The 14,687-nt window shown below is 61.1% G+C and carries 14 protein-coding genes and 1 tRNA gene; 8 read left to right on the forward strand and 7 right to left on the reverse strand.

The window, feature by feature from the left end; translation table 11 throughout:
* Nucleotides 1–19 precede the first annotated feature (19 nt).
* Nucleotides 20–793 carry an HAD-IIA family hydrolase gene (locus ACTFPK_RS05860; RefSeq protein ID WP_026429073.1) on the forward strand — a complete coding sequence of 258 codons (774 nt, stop codon included), beginning with the start codon at nt 20–22 and terminating at the stop codon, nt 791–793.
* Nucleotides 794–944: 151 nt separating this feature from the next.
* Here the strand turns inward: ACTFPK_RS05860 and ACTFPK_RS05865 are convergent, their stop codons facing one another.
* Both ACTFPK_RS05865 and ACTFPK_RS05870 read right to left on the reverse strand, forming a co-directional pair.
* Nucleotides 945–1,586, reverse strand: a complete 642-nt coding sequence (locus ACTFPK_RS05865) for a hypothetical protein (protein ID WP_274734487.1) — start codon at nt 1,584–1,586, stop codon at nt 945–947.
* Entirely contained in the window at nt 1,564–1,794 is a 231-nt protein-coding gene (locus ACTFPK_RS05870; RefSeq protein WP_274734485.1) for a hypothetical protein, read from the reverse strand. The genes ACTFPK_RS05865 and ACTFPK_RS05870 overlap by 23 nt, the downstream gene beginning before the upstream one ends.
* A gap of 404 nt (nt 1,795–2,198) precedes the next feature.
* Between ACTFPK_RS05870 and ACTFPK_RS05875 the strand changes: the two genes are divergently transcribed.
* Nucleotides 2,199–3,599, forward strand: a complete 1,401-nt coding sequence (locus ACTFPK_RS05875) for an MFS transporter (RefSeq protein ID WP_274734484.1) — start codon at nt 2,199–2,201, stop codon at nt 3,597–3,599.
* 58 nt (nt 3,600–3,657) lie between these two features.
* Here the strand turns inward: ACTFPK_RS05875 and ACTFPK_RS05880 are convergent, their stop codons facing one another.
* On the reverse strand, nt 3,658–4,488 hold the full coding sequence (locus ACTFPK_RS05880; RefSeq protein WP_320768258.1) for an exodeoxyribonuclease III: 831 nt from the start codon (nt 4,486–4,488) through the stop codon (nt 3,658–3,660).
* A gap of 42 nt (nt 4,489–4,530) precedes the next feature.
* Here ACTFPK_RS05880 and ACTFPK_RS05885 point away from each other — a divergent pair, with 42 nt between their 5' ends.
* Complete coding sequence (locus ACTFPK_RS05885; protein ID WP_274734482.1) at nt 4,531–5,298, forward strand: SDR family NAD(P)-dependent oxidoreductase; 768 nt, start codon at nt 4,531–4,533, stop codon at nt 5,296–5,298.
* A gap of 152 nt (nt 5,299–5,450) precedes the next feature.
* On the opposite strand, the gene ACTFPK_RS05890 is transcribed toward ACTFPK_RS05885, so the two are convergent.
* Nucleotides 5,451–6,386, reverse strand: a complete 936-nt coding sequence (locus tag ACTFPK_RS05890) for a hypothetical protein (protein WP_274734481.1) — start codon at nt 6,384–6,386, stop codon at nt 5,451–5,453.
* 179 nt (nt 6,387–6,565) lie between these two features.
* On the opposite strand from ACTFPK_RS05890, the gene ACTFPK_RS05895 reads away from it, so the two are divergent.
* Both ACTFPK_RS05895 and aroB read left to right on the forward strand, forming a co-directional pair.
* Complete coding sequence (locus tag ACTFPK_RS05895; protein ID WP_375712916.1) at nt 6,566–7,291, forward strand: TrmH family RNA methyltransferase; 726 nt, start codon at nt 6,566–6,568, stop codon at nt 7,289–7,291.
* Nucleotides 7,292–7,340: 49 nt separating this feature from the next.
* A complete protein-coding gene (aroB, locus tag ACTFPK_RS05900) occupies nt 7,341–8,498 on the forward strand; it encodes a 3-dehydroquinate synthase (RefSeq protein WP_274734480.1) in 1,158 nt (385 codons plus the stop codon).
* Here aroB and ACTFPK_RS05905 read toward each other — a convergent pair.
* Nucleotides 8,495–8,956: a RidA family protein gene (locus ACTFPK_RS05905; RefSeq protein ID WP_274734479.1), complete on the reverse strand. Its 462-nt coding sequence runs from the start codon at nt 8,954–8,956 to the stop codon at nt 8,495–8,497. The two genes, aroB and ACTFPK_RS05905, sit on opposite strands and share 4 nt — an antisense overlap.
* Before the next feature lie 155 nt (nt 8,957–9,111).
* Entirely contained in the window at nt 9,112–9,423 is a 312-nt protein-coding gene (locus tag ACTFPK_RS05910; protein WP_126135740.1) for a WhiB family transcriptional regulator, read from the reverse strand.
* A gap of 232 nt (nt 9,424–9,655) precedes the next feature.
* Here ACTFPK_RS05910 and ACTFPK_RS05915 point away from each other — a divergent pair, with 232 nt between their 5' ends.
* From ACTFPK_RS05915 to ACTFPK_RS05925, 3 genes are all read left to right on the forward strand, one after another.
* On the forward strand, nt 9,656–11,908 hold the full coding sequence (locus tag ACTFPK_RS05915; RefSeq protein ID WP_274734477.1) for a transglycosylase domain-containing protein: 2,253 nt from the start codon (nt 9,656–9,658) through the stop codon (nt 11,906–11,908).
* Between the two features lie 108 nt (nt 11,909–12,016).
* Entirely contained in the window at nt 12,017–13,138 is a 1,122-nt protein-coding gene (locus ACTFPK_RS05920; RefSeq protein ID WP_274734612.1) for a metallophosphoesterase, read from the forward strand.
* Between the two features lie 158 nt (nt 13,139–13,296).
* A tRNA-Pro gene (locus ACTFPK_RS05925) sits at nt 13,297–13,370 on the forward strand.
* A gap of 541 nt (nt 13,371–13,911) precedes the next feature.
* Here the strand turns inward: ACTFPK_RS05925 and ACTFPK_RS05930 are convergent.
* The gene (locus ACTFPK_RS05930; protein ID WP_126135964.1) at nt 13,912–14,589 is read right to left on the reverse strand and encodes a Crp/Fnr family transcriptional regulator; all 678 of its coding nucleotides are present in this window, start codon (nt 14,587–14,589) and stop codon (nt 13,912–13,914) included.
* Nucleotides 14,590–14,687: the final 98 nt, after the last annotated feature.

The raw sequence follows: 14,687 nt of genomic DNA on the forward strand, positions 1-14,687 counted from the left end.
AACTCGATATCATGGCGGTATGACACGAGTGATTAAGAACTGGCTCACCGATATGGATGGTGTGCTCATCCACGAAGAAAAGGCGCTTCCGGGTGCCGCGGATTTTCTCAATAAACTCAACGAAAAAGAGTACCCCTATCTCGTTCTCACCAATAATTCGATTTTTACCCGGCGTGATCTTTCCGCGCGTTTGGAAGCTGCCGGACTGATCGTCCCGGAAGATCATATTTGGACTTCGGCGGCAGCAACCGCGAATTTCCTTGCGGATCAGGTCGAAAATAAGCGTGCCTACGTGGTGGGAGAAGCCGGCCTCACCACTTCGATGTACAACGTCGGTTTCGTGATGACGAACGTCAATCCGGAAGTGGTGGTCCTTGGGGAAACCCGAACCTATTCCATTGAAGCGCTTACCACCGCGATCCGCCTCATTAATAAGGGTGCCCGGTTCATTGCCACCAACCCGGATGTGACGGGTCCTTCCGATCTGGGGCCGATTCCGGCAACCGGGGCGGTGGCCGCCATGATTACCGCCGCCACCGGCCGCCAGCCCTATTACGTGGGCAAGCCGAATCCGGTGATGCTGCGCAAGGGCCTCAATCTTATTGACGCACATTCCGAAGAAACCGCGCTGGTAGGGGACCGGATGGATACCGATATCCTCGCGGGCATGGAAGCCGGGCTGCAAACCCACCTGGTGCTCTCCGGCTCGACGGCCCAGGAGGAAATCGTGAACTTCCCCTACCGCCCGGATTACGTGCATCCTTCCATCGCGGAAGTGGCGGAGCTGCTCTAGCTGCTTCTTATGCGGGCGGCCTATTTTACTGAGAGGGGTCCGTGCATACAGCTTTGTGCACGGGCCCCTCTGGCCGTATGAGGTCTTCTACGTGCCATTCCCATACGTGCCGCCTGGTTTCCGCTATCGGCCCCCAATTTTTCTCGGGTGGTTATGCTTCGAGGGCTTGGAGCACATTGGCACGGTTATCGCGCACAACGGCTTTCAGCTGGATCTCCTCCCACTCCCGCATGCCTTGCTCGAGTGTTGCGCGGGCTTCGGGTGTGCATTGGGCCCCGAACTCGTCAATAACAAAAAGGATGATTTCTTCCAGGCAGGGCCGGAATCTGTGCCCGCCCACCGGGAAATGGACATCGGCAATACGGGGAGTGCGGGCTTCGTTCTTGATGCGCCGGCGAGAGCGACGGGAATGGTGACCGCCCAGGAGCAAAGCATGTGTCCATTCGTCACGATGGGCATGTACCTGGATATGCGCGCAGGGAATATTCGAGCGTGGTGAGCGAATATAGTCCCAACGCGCCAAAGGCTCGCTGTTTTTTGCTCCCCGGGTGACCGAGAACGTTGATTCATTAACAGTGAGAGATCCAGTTTCGGAATCCAGGAAAACCTCGTAATCGAAACGGATAAAAAGGAGACGATCAACGCAAATGCGCCCCGACAGTCTTTTTAGCGGAAGATCTCCTTTTGTAACCTTCTGCGTGGATAGTGAAAATTCAGGGTCAATCAACTTCCCAATCAGCTGTAGATGTGCCGCAAATTTATCGGCATGCTCATCCAAGTGTTCGTTCACCACGGTAATACTCCTCGAAACGATCCAGACCTACCATCTCGAAATAAGCGTCAGACTCGTCGGGTCCGAGCTGGTAGTTATCAGCGCGCTGGTCGAATTCTTCGCGGGTCATCCTGACCTCACGCAAAATTTCCTCTTTGCGCTTGAGAACATCTTCAAGCGATGTAAAAGTAAGGTCTGGAAACAACTTGCGTCCCCTAACAAAACTCATGACTTTGCTCCTTCAATTGCATAGTTCCGGGTGGTTTTCCCCGTCCTTCTCCGCCATTCTCGCATGGCATAGGGACACAAAAAAGAGCTTTTTACCGCCCTGTGGACAAGGGCGACGTTTGGCGATTCTGTGGATACTTCTCACCCGTTGCTTGCTGTCAAACGCAAGCTCGCACACGGGTACCGATGGTCGAATAATGAGATAGCAAGGTCTGCACCCCACCCCTAAGTTACGCTACCGTAGGTAACGCGGGTGGAGTGCTTATGCCCGACGTGCGGGTCATATGCCCGTGCCCGGTATGCGGCTTCGTGCCGACGCCCGGCGCCCGGTGCGCCGGCTCGCCGCCTCCGCGTTACCCGCTGGCCGTGCCGCGGCTGGCGGTTTCGTGTAACGACGGAGAAATCATGCGTCAGGTTCATCCTTGGCGGGTGCTCGTCTGTGCCTGCCTGCTCACCTTTATCACCGGGTGTTCATACGTTTTCTCAATTTTCCAACTCCCGGCCGCTCAGCTATACGGGCTGAGCGCGGCGATGGGTGCCTACACTCTCACGAATGCCCTCGCCCCATTGCCCATGCTGCTAGGCGGGTACTTTATTGACCGGGGCCGCGCGGTGTGGACGGCAACAATCGGCGCGCTCTGCGCGGCCATCGGCTGGGCCAGCGCAGCCTGCGCGAGTTCCCCGGTCCACTTCGTGCTCGGCTACGGACTCATCGGTGGCATTGGAATGGGCCTGGTGCTCACCTCCGCGCTCTCCAATACCCTACGTTTCTTCCCGGGCCGGCGCGGGCTTATTTCCGGCATTATTTCCTGTGTGAACGGTGCCTCTGGCATCGTTATGGCGCCCCTGGCCCAGCGACTTCTCGATTCCAGCGACTTGCGCACCACCTTACTGGTCTTTGCGAGCCTTTACGCGGTGATCGCGCTCGTCGTGGCCTTAAATTATCGCGCCGCCCCGGTGGAGGGTGTAGCCGCGCCCGCCGCGCCCGCCACCGAAGTACGTCCGGCGCCCGCCACCGAATCGACGCCCGCCACCGAATCACGTCCGGCGCCCGAGGGCCGCGCCCGCGCTTCGCTCACCACCCGCGCGTCCCTCACCACTCGCGCGTCCCTCACCACCGGCCAAATGCTCGCGACCCCTGATTTCTGGCTCATTTTCGCCATCTTCATCGCCGGGGCCTTCTCGGGGCTCATGATTGTCTCCAATGCGGCTCCCATCGCGGCAAAAATGTTCCACTTCTCCGCGGCCAACGCCGCGCTTTTCGTCTCCCTCTACGCCTGCGCCGGAACCGCGGGGCGTTTCTGCTTCGGCTGGCTTGCCGACCGCCTCGGCCATGCCCGCACCCTCGAAGTCACTTTTTGCTGCGACGCTTTCGGCTTGCTGCTCCTCATCGTGGGTGGACACGACGTATTCGGGGGAGCGGGTACGTTCGGCGCCGCGAGCGGTGCCGGCAACCTGGCCAGCGGGATGTTCCTGGCGGGCGGCCTGCTCGCGCTCGGCCTGAGCTACGGTGGCACCATCGCGATCATGCCCGCCTGCGTGATGGATCGCTTTGGGCCGCGCTGGCAAGGCATTAATTACGCGCTCGCCTTCACCGGGTTTTCGGTGGCCGCTATTTTCGCCCCGCGGCTCGGCGCTCAGATAGGTGCTATGTACGACGGCGATTACACCCGCGCCTTCCTCTACGCCATGATTGCCTCGGCCACGGGGCTGGGCTGCGCGCGCATCTTGCACCTGCGCATCCGCGCCCAGCACACCTGCGCATCCGCGCCCGCCGCGCCCAGCACACCCGCGCCGCGTAGCTGAGATACCTGGCTGAGGTACCCAGCTGGGATAGCCGGCCAGTCCACCCCAGCCAGGATGCCTAGTCCGCGAACTCCATAATGACCGGGACGTGATCGGAAGCGCCTTTGCCCTTCCGTTCCTCTCGATCAATGATGGAGTGGGTATGCCGGGCCGCGAGCGCCGGGGAAGCGAAACCGAAATCGATCCGCATCCCGTGATTCTTCGGGAAGCGCAGCCGCTGGTAATCCCAGAAGGTGTAATCCGCTCCCTCGGCCGCGCGGGTAATATCCTCCACCCCGGCCTCCAGCAGCGCGGCCAGCGCCCCGCGTTCCTCCGCGGTTACATACATGCCTACGTCGTTCCGGAAATAATCAATATCCCAGACGTCAGTATCGCGCGGAGCTACATTCCAATCCCCCGCCAGCAGCAGCGGGTAGTCAGGTTCCTCGCCCAGCCGCGCGCTCACCGCGGCCCGCAGTGCTTCGAGGAACTCCAGCTTGTAGTGGAAATGCGGATCCCCGTAAGCCCGTCCATTGGGAATATACAGGCTCCACACCGTGACCGCGTCCGGCCCGGTACCCAGGCGCGCTCCCAGGGCACGCGCCTCCACGGTGGGCGCGCTGAGGAGGGCGCCGTCGTCGTCGATCTTAGAAAAACCGGGCTGCCCGGGGAAACCCACCTGCACGTTCGCGATCCCCACGCGGGAAAGAATCGCGACTCCGTTCCATTGGTTGAGGCCGGTGCAGGCGACCTCATACCCGGCGGCTTCAAAAATTTCGCGCGGGAACTGCGCGGGCGTGCATTTCGTTTCTTGTAGAAGGAGGGCGTCCAGGTCCCAGCGTTCCAGGACGGCGCGGGCGCGTTCGGCGCGGGCGCGCACAGAATTAATATTCCAGGTGGCAATACGCATAACACCAGTGTAGAGAGCCGCGGGCACGTTACCATAGCGGTTATGGGAAGTGCTCTTATTACCGGCGCCAGCGCCGGCCTCGGGCTGGAATTTGCGTGGCAGCTCGCGGCCGAAGGAAATGACCTCGTGCTCGTGGCGCGTAACCGAGCGCGTCTGGAGGCTATTGCGCATGACTTGCGCCAGGTTGCCGGGGTGCAGGTGGAGGTCCTCGCGGCAGATCTGTCGCGGCACGACGACGCACGTGCGGTTGCGCGCCGGGTAGCGCAGCATTCGCGTCCCATCGGTTTGCTCGTCAATAACGCGGGCTTTGGGCTGGGGCAGGAATTTTCTACCGGCGAATGGGAACGGGAAGAAGAAGCGCTCGACGTCATGGTCCGCGCGGTTCTCATCACCTGTCACGCGGCGGCGCGGGAGTTTTCGCGTCGCGGTTACGGGGGAATTATCAACGTCTCCTCGATGACGGCCGGTACCGCGCAGGGTACCTATTCGGCGCATAAAGCCTGGGTGCGTACTTTTTCCGAGGGGCTGGCCGCGGAACTGGCGCCGGCCGGGGTATCGGTCACCTGCGTGACCCCAGGGCTTATCCGCACCGAATTTCACGAACGGGCTGCGGTGGATGCTAGCCAGTGGGCCGATCTGCTTTTCGCCCAGCCCGAAGCGGTGGTGAATGCCGCGCTGGAGGCATGCCGGCGCGGGCGGGTGCTTGTTACGCCCACCCTGCTTTACAAGGCGGCTGCCGCGGCGCTGCGTATCGCACCGCGTTCCCTGGTGCGGAAATTCGCCGGGCCGGGGCTTTCTGGGCGCAACTAAAACGGACCGGCACCGTAGCAAAAACCACCCGGCTACGTAGCAAAAACCACCCGGCTACGTAGCAAAAACCACCCGGCTACGTAGCAAAAAACTACCCGGCAAAAAAGCAAGCGGCCCGGCGGCTTGTGACAAGCTGCCGGGCGCGCCCAGGATTAGAAACTACCGCTGCCAGCGGGAGCCTTGCGGGCTTCATCTGGTAGCTGGAGAGGCTTGGCCTGGCGGTAATCCCAGCGCACCCGCGTTTCGGTGGGTAGGCCCTGGAAGTAGGCCGGAGCCACGATGGCCATTCCCCGCACCTCGTACGTTTTCTTATCGATGCGCACCTGCAGGTTCGCGGAATCGTCCAGTTCCAAACCGGGGGATGCCCCCTGCATTTCCTGCGCCATCGCACCGGAGAGCGGGCCAACAATAAGGTAGTTCTCCGCGTCCTCAAAGACTTGGGTGCTATCAATATCCGGGAAAATATCTTCCCCGCGGTAGGAGCCGGGCGAGGTGGGAGCATCCCCGGAATCCATGATATCGGCCATGCTTTCCTCGGTTTTACTCCAGATGCCGGCCATATTGGTATACACCGTGACGGTATCCGGCTTCGGGCTTTCCCCGATCCAGATCGCGGTGGATATCTTACTGGGCATACCTTCCGCTTCCGCCCCGGGAATCCCGGAGGCGTCAATATCCATCTGCATGGCCATGAGGCGGGTGCCGGAATCCACATCGATATCAATATCGATCGTGGCAACCCCGGGGCCGGTGCCGGGCACGTCCGCGGAAATCTCCATGGACATATCAAGCCCCAGGGAGGTGCCGAAGAAATCCTGCGAGCTTTTCGCAATAACCTCATCCTGTTTGGCGATGGCGCGCTTAATAATCTCACGGGCCTGAGCGTTATCAGCCACCGGCGTGAATTGCCCGGTTTTCGAGATGCTTTCGTCAAAGAGAGGAGCGCCGCCCGAGCCGCCCTGGCCGTGCCCTTCGCTCATCAACGGGCCGGGCTTAGCTTCCGGGGTGACCAGCGCATTATTCGCGCACCCGCTCAGGATCAGGGCACCGGCGGCTACCACCGCGAGAGGTTTCCACATCTTCGTCATCGCTGCTCCACTTCTTGGGGTTTCCCGCACCCGGGCCTGGGGTGGCGAATCGTTTATTGCGCTTACGTGTACCACTGTACAAGGCCGACGGCGCCAGCGAAACACGCGGCTCCTCCAGAGGTGACCGTGAATAAGGCCGTGCGCCGTGTTCGGGGCGTGCTCGCCGGTAGACTAGGGGAGTGACAGATTCTTCCCAGTCTTGCGATTCGCTCAACGTCCCTGCGGCAACTGCCTCCGGTGAGGGTGCTGAGCTGCCCGCGCACCGCATTCCCGAACCGGGCGGCTCGCCCTACGGTGAAAAACGCACGGTTGGGGTGGGGCCACACCCGCAGCCCTGGCCGGAAGATCCCCGTTTGGACCCGCAGCTGTTGGCGGAAGGCGACCACCGTAACGTCGTCGACAAATATCGCTATTGGAGCGTGGAAGCGATCAAGGCTGATATGGCAACCCGTGCCGTGAGCGCCCATATTGCTATTGAGAATCTCCAGCACGATCTCAATATTGGGTCAATTGTGCGCAGCGCCAATGCTTTTAATATGGGTGGCGTGCATATCGTGGGGCGGCACAAGTGGAATAAGCGCGGGGCGCTTGTTACCGACCGCTACCTGACGATGTATTACCATCCCACCCCGGCTGACCTGGAAGAATGGGCCCGCGAGCACGAGTATCAGCTCATCGCCATCGATAACCAGGAAGGCGCGGTGCCCCTGGAACAATCCGAGCTTCCGGATAATTGCCTCCTGGTTTTCGGGCAGGAATCCGCCGGAATTTCCCCCGATTTACTCGAGCGTTGCGACGGCGCGGTGGAAATCACCCAGGATGGCTCCACCCGTTCCCTCAACGTCGCCGCGGCCGCGGCCATCGCTATGCACTGGTGGGTAGCCCAGCACTCCCGGCATGCCTAACTTCGGGCCACCCCGCGTTCGCACTAGTTTTACTTCCCAGGAGGATCACATGGTTACCCGCCTCAATGTTGAATTGACTCGCACCGTTGACGAGTCCTACCCGCTGCTTATCGGCACCGATCTTGCCGGTGAACTCCCCGGGGTGCTGGATGCGGCTGGGCTGAGCCGCTCCCGGGTGGCGGTTATTACCGATAGCACCGTCAATGACCTTATTGGCGCGCAGGTCATGGATGTCCTCACCCGCGCCGCGCAGTCTCAGCCCGCGCCTCGCGCCCCGCGGATCTTCGTTTTCCCGGCCGGAGAAGAAAACAAAACCCGCGCCACCAAAGAACAGCTGGAAGATGCCATGCTCGCCGCCGGCTTCAACCGCGACACCGTAGTGGTGGCCCTGGGCGGCGGAGTGGTTTCCGATCTCGCCGGTTTCGTGGCCGCAACTTTCACGCGCGGGGTTCCGTATATCACCATGACGACGACGCTTGTGGGCGCGGCGGATGCCGCTATCGGAGGTAAAACCGCGGTGGATACCCCGGTGGCCACCAACCTCATCGGAGCTTTCCACCAACCGCGCGCCGTTCTTATTGATGTGGCACGCTGGGCGACTCTCACCGATGCGCAGTTGCGTGACGGCATGGGCGAAACGGTCAAGCACGCTTGCCTGGCTGATCGCGATTTCTTCGAGATCCTGGAAGACCACTTCGTGCGGCGCGGCGGGAGCGTACGGGAGATGGTGGGCGATGCCGAGCTAAGCGGCTATATTGCCCGCCGCAATGCGGAAATCAAGGTGGAGGTGGTGCAATCGGATGTGCACGAAGGTAACCGCCGCATGGCTCTCAACCTCGGCCATACTATCGGGCGGGCCCTGGAGGCCGCGTTGGATTACGCCCTCCCGCACGGGGAATGCGTGGCCATTGGGCTGAATCTGCAATGCCGGCTCGGGTTGCGCTACGGCTACCTCAGCGAAACGGAGGCCAAGCGGGTGGATACCCTGCTGCGCGCCATCGGCCTGCCTACCGAGCTACCCGCCGGAGTGAGCGTGGCGGATATTATGCGCGCCATGGGCCACGATAAGAAATCGCTGGGCGGGGCCATCCGCTTCGTATTCCAACGCGGCATCGGCGCGATGGAAACTTTCGCGGGCGGCAGTTACGCGCGCGAGATCCCCAGCGCTGAGGTGCGCGAATTCCTGGAGGCCCAGCCGCGCAGTTAGTTCACCAGCACTTCGATTTCGACTTCGACGGGGGCGTCCAGCGGGAGCACACTCACGCCGACGGCGGAGCGCGTATGGGCGCCGTCGCCGCCAAAAATCTCCCCGAAAAGTTCGCTGGCGCCGTTGGCGACCTGGGGTTGCGCGGTGAAGTTCGGGGCGGAAGCCACGAATACGGTGACGTGCGAAATACCGCGGATGCGATCGATGCCGCCCGCAACCTCCGCGGCCGCCGCGAGGGCGTTAATACCGGCGATACGCGCGTAGGAATAGCCGTCCTCCGCGGTGATTTCCGCGCCGAGTTTTCCGGTGGCCGGCAGCTGGCCGTCCACGAACGGTAGCTGCCCGGAAGTGCGCACCGTATCCCCGTGCCGCTTGGCGGGGATATAGGCTGCAACGGGAGCGGCAACCGGAGGAAGGGCGATACCCAGCTGGGTTAGACGGGTGCTGATGGTGTCCATGCGTAGGCCTCTCACGGAATCGTTGAGTGTGAGTGCGCGGAATGCCGCGCGTGATAATAGGTTATCTCGAAGGGCACGGCTGCGCGAAGTTGCGGTGCTTGCGGTGGAACGACGCCGCACCAGCTGCCCGCGGGCGCAGCGCTCCCGGGGCGTGCTTAGCCTTCGCCCTCGCGCAGGGAACGGGCTAGGGGATCGCGCCCTTCAAAAATGCGGCGGCGCCAATTGCGTTCTTCCGGGTGGTGGCGCAGCAGGGCGCGGCGTTCGCGTTCCGTCATCCCACCCCATACCCCGAACATCATTTCTGCATCCAGTGAATCGGCTAGGCAGTGCAGGCGCACCGGGCAGCGAAAACAAATCGAGCGCGCCTGGCGTTGGGCTGCTCCTCGCACAAAAAGTGAATCGGGATCGATAGCGGCGCAGGCGGCGGCATCTGCCCAATGCGGGTATAGGGCTAGTGTTGTGGTCATCTATCCCCCTCACTCCGGCGTGACGGCTTATGGTGCAGTTCTTTACTGTTTTACGATCATAATATTAGCGTTTTATGACGTGCGCTACGTTTGTCCGCTTTGTGGAGTGGTGGTGGAGGGTGCTCGAGGGGGTGAGCGAACGTACGGGCGTGCCCGGAGAACCGTGGGGAACCCCGGGGAGGAAGCGTATGTCTCGTTTCTTTCGCTGCGCCGGGTCAGTATTCTTATGGGTATGTCGAGTTCTAGCCCGAAAAAACAAGCGACCGGACGGCAAATCGGAACGTTCGTACTGGCGCTGCTCCTCGCCTTGTGCGGCGGGGGCGCCCTCATGGCGGGGATTGCGCTGCCTTTCGTGATGACTATGGGGACCACGGCCAATGCGGTCACCGGTATTTTCGACGACGTGCCGGAGGACTTAGGCTTTACTGAACCTTCGGAACAGACGGTGCTGCTGGCTAAAGACGGATCGGTGCTGGCCCGGTTCTATATCGAGAACCGGATTAACGTGCGTTCTGATCAGATCTCGCAGCATATGAAAAACGCCGTCGTGGCCATTGAGGACCGGCGTTTTTACGAGCATCACGGTATTGACGTGCAGGGCACCGTCAGCGCGCTGGTCTCGAATCTCACCTCGGGCGGGCTCTCGGGCGGTTCGTCCATCACCCAGCAGTACGTGAAAAATGCGCTTCTGGAAGAGGGGCGTATCGCTGATGATAATGAGAAAATCAAGCGGGCTACCGAACAGACCATTGCGCGTAAGATCAACGAAGCTCGTTACGCGATCGCCGTCGAAAAAACGATGACGAAAGATGAGATCCTCACCGGCTATCTCAATCTTGCCCAATTCGGCCCCTCGCAGTACGGGGTAGAAACTGCTGCGCAGCGCTACTTCTCCAAATCCGCGAAGGATTTGACGGTGGTGGAAGCGGCCACGATGGCCGGAATTACGCAGAACCCGGCCCAGTGGGATCCGGTGCGCCATCCGGAAGCTAATACCGAGCGTCGCAATGTGGTGCTGGGCGAAATGTACCGTTCCGGTTTCATTACCGAAGCGGAAATGAAGGAAGCTCAGGCCACTCCGATTGAGTCGTATATGCATGTATCGGAACAGGTGGCCGGGTGTGGTTCGGCGGGTATCAGCGCCTACTTCTGCGAGTACGTGGTCAAGGATTTGCTCAATGACAAAGCGCTGGGAGCCACCCGTGCCGAGCGTACCCGCCAGCTGTACCGAGGTGGCAAAGTTATCCGCACCACCCTGGATTCGGCGCGCCAGCAGCAGGCATATGACTCGGTGGTGACGCACCAGCCCGTGGATGATGAGTCCGGAATTGATGCCGCGCTGGTCTCCGTGGAGCCGGGGAGTGGGCATATTGTGTCGATGGTGCAAAATACCCGCTTCGGGGTCCCGAATGAAACGGATACCCGGATGACGCAGGTGAATGTGACGGCGCCGCAGGATATGGGGGGCGGGGCCGGTTTCCAGTCCGGGTCAACCTTCAAGATTTTCACCCTGGTGGAATGGCTGGATTCCGGGCGTAGTGCCTATGACGTGGTGGATAGTAGCGAAGGCTTGCTGCCGCAAAGTTCCTTCCAGGCCTCGTGTACGAATCTTGCGGGGCCGGCCTGGCCAGTGGGTAATTTGGGGCAGTCTAACCGCCCGCGTACGGTGCTGGAAGGTACCCGTATGTCCACCAACGGTACTTTCGCGCATATGGCCCAGAAGCTAGATCTGTGCCAGATCGCGAATAAGGCCCAGGCCATGGGTGTGGAACGCGGGGATCATGAGCCTTTCGATATTGTTCCCCCGATGATTCTGGGTACGAACAACGTGACACCGCTCTCTATGGCGACGGCGGGAGCCACCCTCGCCAATGATGGTATTCGCTGCGATCCGATGTCCTATACCTCCATCGAAGAACATGACGGCACCGTTATTTCCGAGCGTAAACCGCAGTGCCAACAGGCCATTTCTAAGGAAACGGCACGCAAAACGAATGCGGTTCTCCAACATGTGGTGGAACCCGGAGCAACCGGTGAGAATGCGATGCTACGCGGGCGCCAGGCTGCTGGGAAAACAGGTACCTCCGATAAGGACTGGCATGCGTGGTTCATGGGCTATACCCCGCAGCTCGCTACCGTGACCTGGCAGGGGCACATGGAAGGCAATATTTCCATGTTCGACTCAGTTATTAAGGGTGAGTACCATTCGGAAGTATACGGCGGCCTGTTCCCCGCCAAGATGTTCTCCGACTATATGAACGCAGCTTTGGCTAATCAGCCGGCTGTACCCTTCCCGCAGCCCACCACCCCGATGCGCCGCCCGGCACCGGCCACGCAAGCGCCCGCGAGGCCCTCACCCACGCCTACGCCGGCACCTGCACCTGCGCAACCCGCGCCGGGGGAGCAGGGCGCGGTTCCGCCCGAGGCCATTCACGAGGGCGAGGACAACGAGGAATACGAAGAAGTTGAGGTTGTGGAAGAGTAGCCGGCGCTACGTGGCCCGGGCTGGACGGCCCGGGCCACGCTTGCCAGGCGAGCTCGGACCGATGCCCTTGTAGAAACCGCACATCACTCGAGACGGAAGGTGGATACCGTGAGCGAAGCTGAAAAACACCGAGTTCGGCGCGCCGCGCTGGGCTTGTTAAGTGCGGGTGCAGCCGCGGGGGCGGGGTGCCTGAGCTGGGCGCTGCACGAAGCCCACCGCTATATCCTGCGCGAGCGGGTGCTGGTGCTGCCGCACGTTGCGAACGCCGCCGGTGAGCTACGTATTCTTCATCTTTCGGATATGCACCTGCTGCGCCGCCACCGGGCCAAGCAGCAATTCTTGCGCGAGCTCGGCCAGCGTTGCCGCCCGGATCTTGTGGTCCTGACGGGCGACCATCTTTCCGAAGCGGGCGCCGTCGGCCCTCTCCTGGACGCCCTGGCGCCGCTTGCTGATATTCCGGGGCTGTTCGTGTATGGCTCAAATGACTATTTCGCCCCGGTGCTCAAGAACCCGTTGCGTTACGTAGCGCCGGGCCTCTTCCCGCCGCTGGTTGAGAAGGGCGAACCGGATTTGCCGTGGGAAGAGATGACCGCTGGGCTGGAAGCTTTCGGCTGGATCGATCTCAATAATCAGCGGGCGCGGTTGCGCGCGGCCGCCTGGGATATCGACGCGGTCGGTATGGACGACCCGCATATCGGCCGGGCCCGGATGCCTCGCCCCGGCGAGGCTACTGATGCGCTGGAAGGTGGCGCGGCTGCGGAGGGAAACACGGGCGCGGGACGTGAGGGGCGCAAAAACAGTGGGCGCGGATATCTGCGACTCGGCGTCGTTCACGCACCGTATCGCGCCGCTCTCGCCGCATTAATGAACGACGGCGCAGCTCTGACGCTGGCGGGACATACCCACGGCGGGCAGTTGGCCGTGCCTGGATTCGGTGCTTTGACCACGAATTGTGATCTTCCGCTGCGTTACGATTCCGGGCTTTTCGATTGGCCCTGCGGTGAGGATGCCGGTGCCGAGCGCGGCGCGGGCGGCGCGGGTTCTGACCGCGATACGGGAGGGGGCCGGGCTGGAGAACGTCTGCCCCTGCGCGGCGACGGCGTGCGGGTGCTCCGCGGTGGCATGGCGGTGAATGTGTCTGCCGGCCTGGGGACATCGCCGTATACGCCGGTCAGGTTCCTCCGGCCTCCCGAGGCGATTTTGCTGCGGGTGCGCGGTGGCGCGGACTGAGGGTGTCAAACGATTGGGCTGGCTACGTGTGCTGCTCGGAGGGGCGCCGGGGTGGTTTGCCGGGAAGAAGCGGAACTATCCTGGCTGTACGCCAGATCACTAGATCGAATTTAGCTTTTTTGGCTGCGGAGGGCTATTATTATTGAGTTGCCAAAGCACGGGGTATGGCGCAGCTTGGTAGCGCGCTTCGTTCGGGACGAAGAGGCCGTGGGTTCAAATCCCGCTACCCCGACGTTGTGATGTCCCGCGTCATAGGTCCGCCTGTGACGCGGGACATCATATTCTGCTAATTCAGAGGTTTCGACAGTGATGTTAACGGTGAAACTGTCGAGAGACTCTCCCGTAATAAGCGCCGCAGCATCCTTTACCATTTCTTCAATCTGATCAAGTCGGCGTGCCTGCGTGCCATATTCCTTTCCGTGGAGGGTGAATTCTGCGCCCCACCAATCTCCGTCACGGGTAACCGTGGTATCTAGTGATGTCACTTCTTGCTCCGTGCGAGAATCTTGCGAGCGAGCCTTTCAAAAATTTCGGGGTGGCGGGGCAACTGCCAAAATTACGCGCGGCTGTCGAAGTTGAGCTCTCGCCGCAGCTGCGCCGTCGTATCAGAAGAGCTGTGCCGCAATGATCGGAACCGCGCGGAAAAGCAGCTGCGCCGTCGTACTAGAACGCAAGGGAACGCGCAGGCAGGAACGCGAACGCGGGCGGCCGAAACCCCAGAAAGAGCCCGGCCACCCGCGTGACGCGCTGAACGTGAGTATGAAACGTAGAGACTAGTGGGCGCGGCGCTGCAACCGGCCAATCTCCAGGAGCAGTACGGCGCGACCTTCGAGCCGAATCCACCCGCGGGAAACGAAATCAGCGAGAGACTTATTGACCGTTTCGCGCGAAGCTCCCACCAGATGCGCGAGTTCTTCCTGCGTGAGATCGTGCGCAACGTACATGCCTTCGGGGGTGCGCTCACCGAAACGATTGGCTAGGTCGAGCAGCGCCTTCGCCACGCGGCCGGGAACATCGGAGAACACCAGGTCGGCAAGATTCTCATTGGTATTGCGCAGGCGACGCGCCATTTCACGGAGCATCGACATGGCGAGCGCGGGGTGCTCTTCGATGAAATTCTTCATATCGCGATGCGCGAGGGAAAGCAGATGCGTCGGCGCGATAGCGGTGACCGTGGAAGAACGAGCCCCCAGGTCAAAGAGCGAAAGTTCTCCGATGATTTCCCCGGGGCCGAGCACGGCGAGCAGGTTTTCACGCCCGTCGTCAGACGTGTGACTGAGCTTCACCTTGCCGTCGGTAACAATATAAAGGCGATCACCCTGGTCGCCTTCGTGGAAAAGCGACTCGCCCCGCTTAAGGGACGTGTCGCTCATCATCGCGCCGAGAGCGGCGAGACTTTCCTCATCCATGTCCTTGAAAAGGGGCACGGTTCGTAAAACGCTGGTATCCATCTCTAGCCTTCCTCCGATGTATTCAGAATATTCCTGAAGTAGTCTCATGTCACATTTTGCCATTATTCACGGAAAATGTCTCATACCTGGGCTGTATA

Source organism: Actinotignum sp. UMB0459, from assembly GCF_051905915.1.
Lineage (GTDB): Bacteria > Actinomycetota > Actinomycetes > Actinomycetales > Actinomycetaceae > Actinotignum > Actinotignum sanguinis.

What these genes read in the sequence shown, in the direction of transcription:
- ACTFPK_RS05860 (WP_026429073.1), top strand. Translation starts at nt 20, where the DNA reads ATGACACGAGTGATTAAGAACTGGCTCACCGATATGGATGGTGTGCTC.
- ACTFPK_RS05870 (WP_274734485.1), bottom strand. Translation starts at nt 1,794, where the DNA reads ATGAGTTTTGTTAGGGGACGCAAGTTGTTTCCAGACCTTACTTTTACA.
- ACTFPK_RS05875 (WP_274734484.1), top strand. Translation starts at nt 2,199, where the DNA reads ATGCGTCAGGTTCATCCTTGGCGGGTGCTCGTCTGTGCCTGCCTGCTC.
- ACTFPK_RS05880 (WP_320768258.1), bottom strand. Translation starts at nt 4,488, where the DNA reads ATGCGTATTGCCACCTGGAATATTAATTCTGTGCGCGCCCGCGCCGAA.
- ACTFPK_RS05885 (WP_274734482.1), top strand. Translation starts at nt 4,531, where the DNA reads ATGGGAAGTGCTCTTATTACCGGCGCCAGCGCCGGCCTCGGGCTGGAA.
- ACTFPK_RS05890 (WP_274734481.1), bottom strand. Translation starts at nt 6,386, where the DNA reads ATGACGAAGATGTGGAAACCTCTCGCGGTGGTAGCCGCCGGTGCCCTG.
- aroB (WP_274734480.1), top strand. Translation starts at nt 7,341, where the DNA reads ATGGTTACCCGCCTCAATGTTGAATTGACTCGCACCGTTGACGAGTCC.
- ACTFPK_RS05905 (WP_274734479.1), bottom strand. Translation starts at nt 8,956, where the DNA reads ATGGACACCATCAGCACCCGTCTAACCCAGCTGGGTATCGCCCTTCCT.
- ACTFPK_RS05910 (WP_126135740.1), bottom strand. Translation starts at nt 9,423, where the DNA reads ATGACCACAACACTAGCCCTATACCCGCATTGGGCAGATGCCGCCGCC.
- ACTFPK_RS05915 (WP_274734477.1), top strand. Translation starts at nt 9,656, where the DNA reads ATGTCGAGTTCTAGCCCGAAAAAACAAGCGACCGGACGGCAAATCGGA.
- ACTFPK_RS05930 (WP_126135964.1), bottom strand. Translation starts at nt 14,589, where the DNA reads ATGGATACCAGCGTTTTACGAACCGTGCCCCTTTTCAAGGACATGGAT.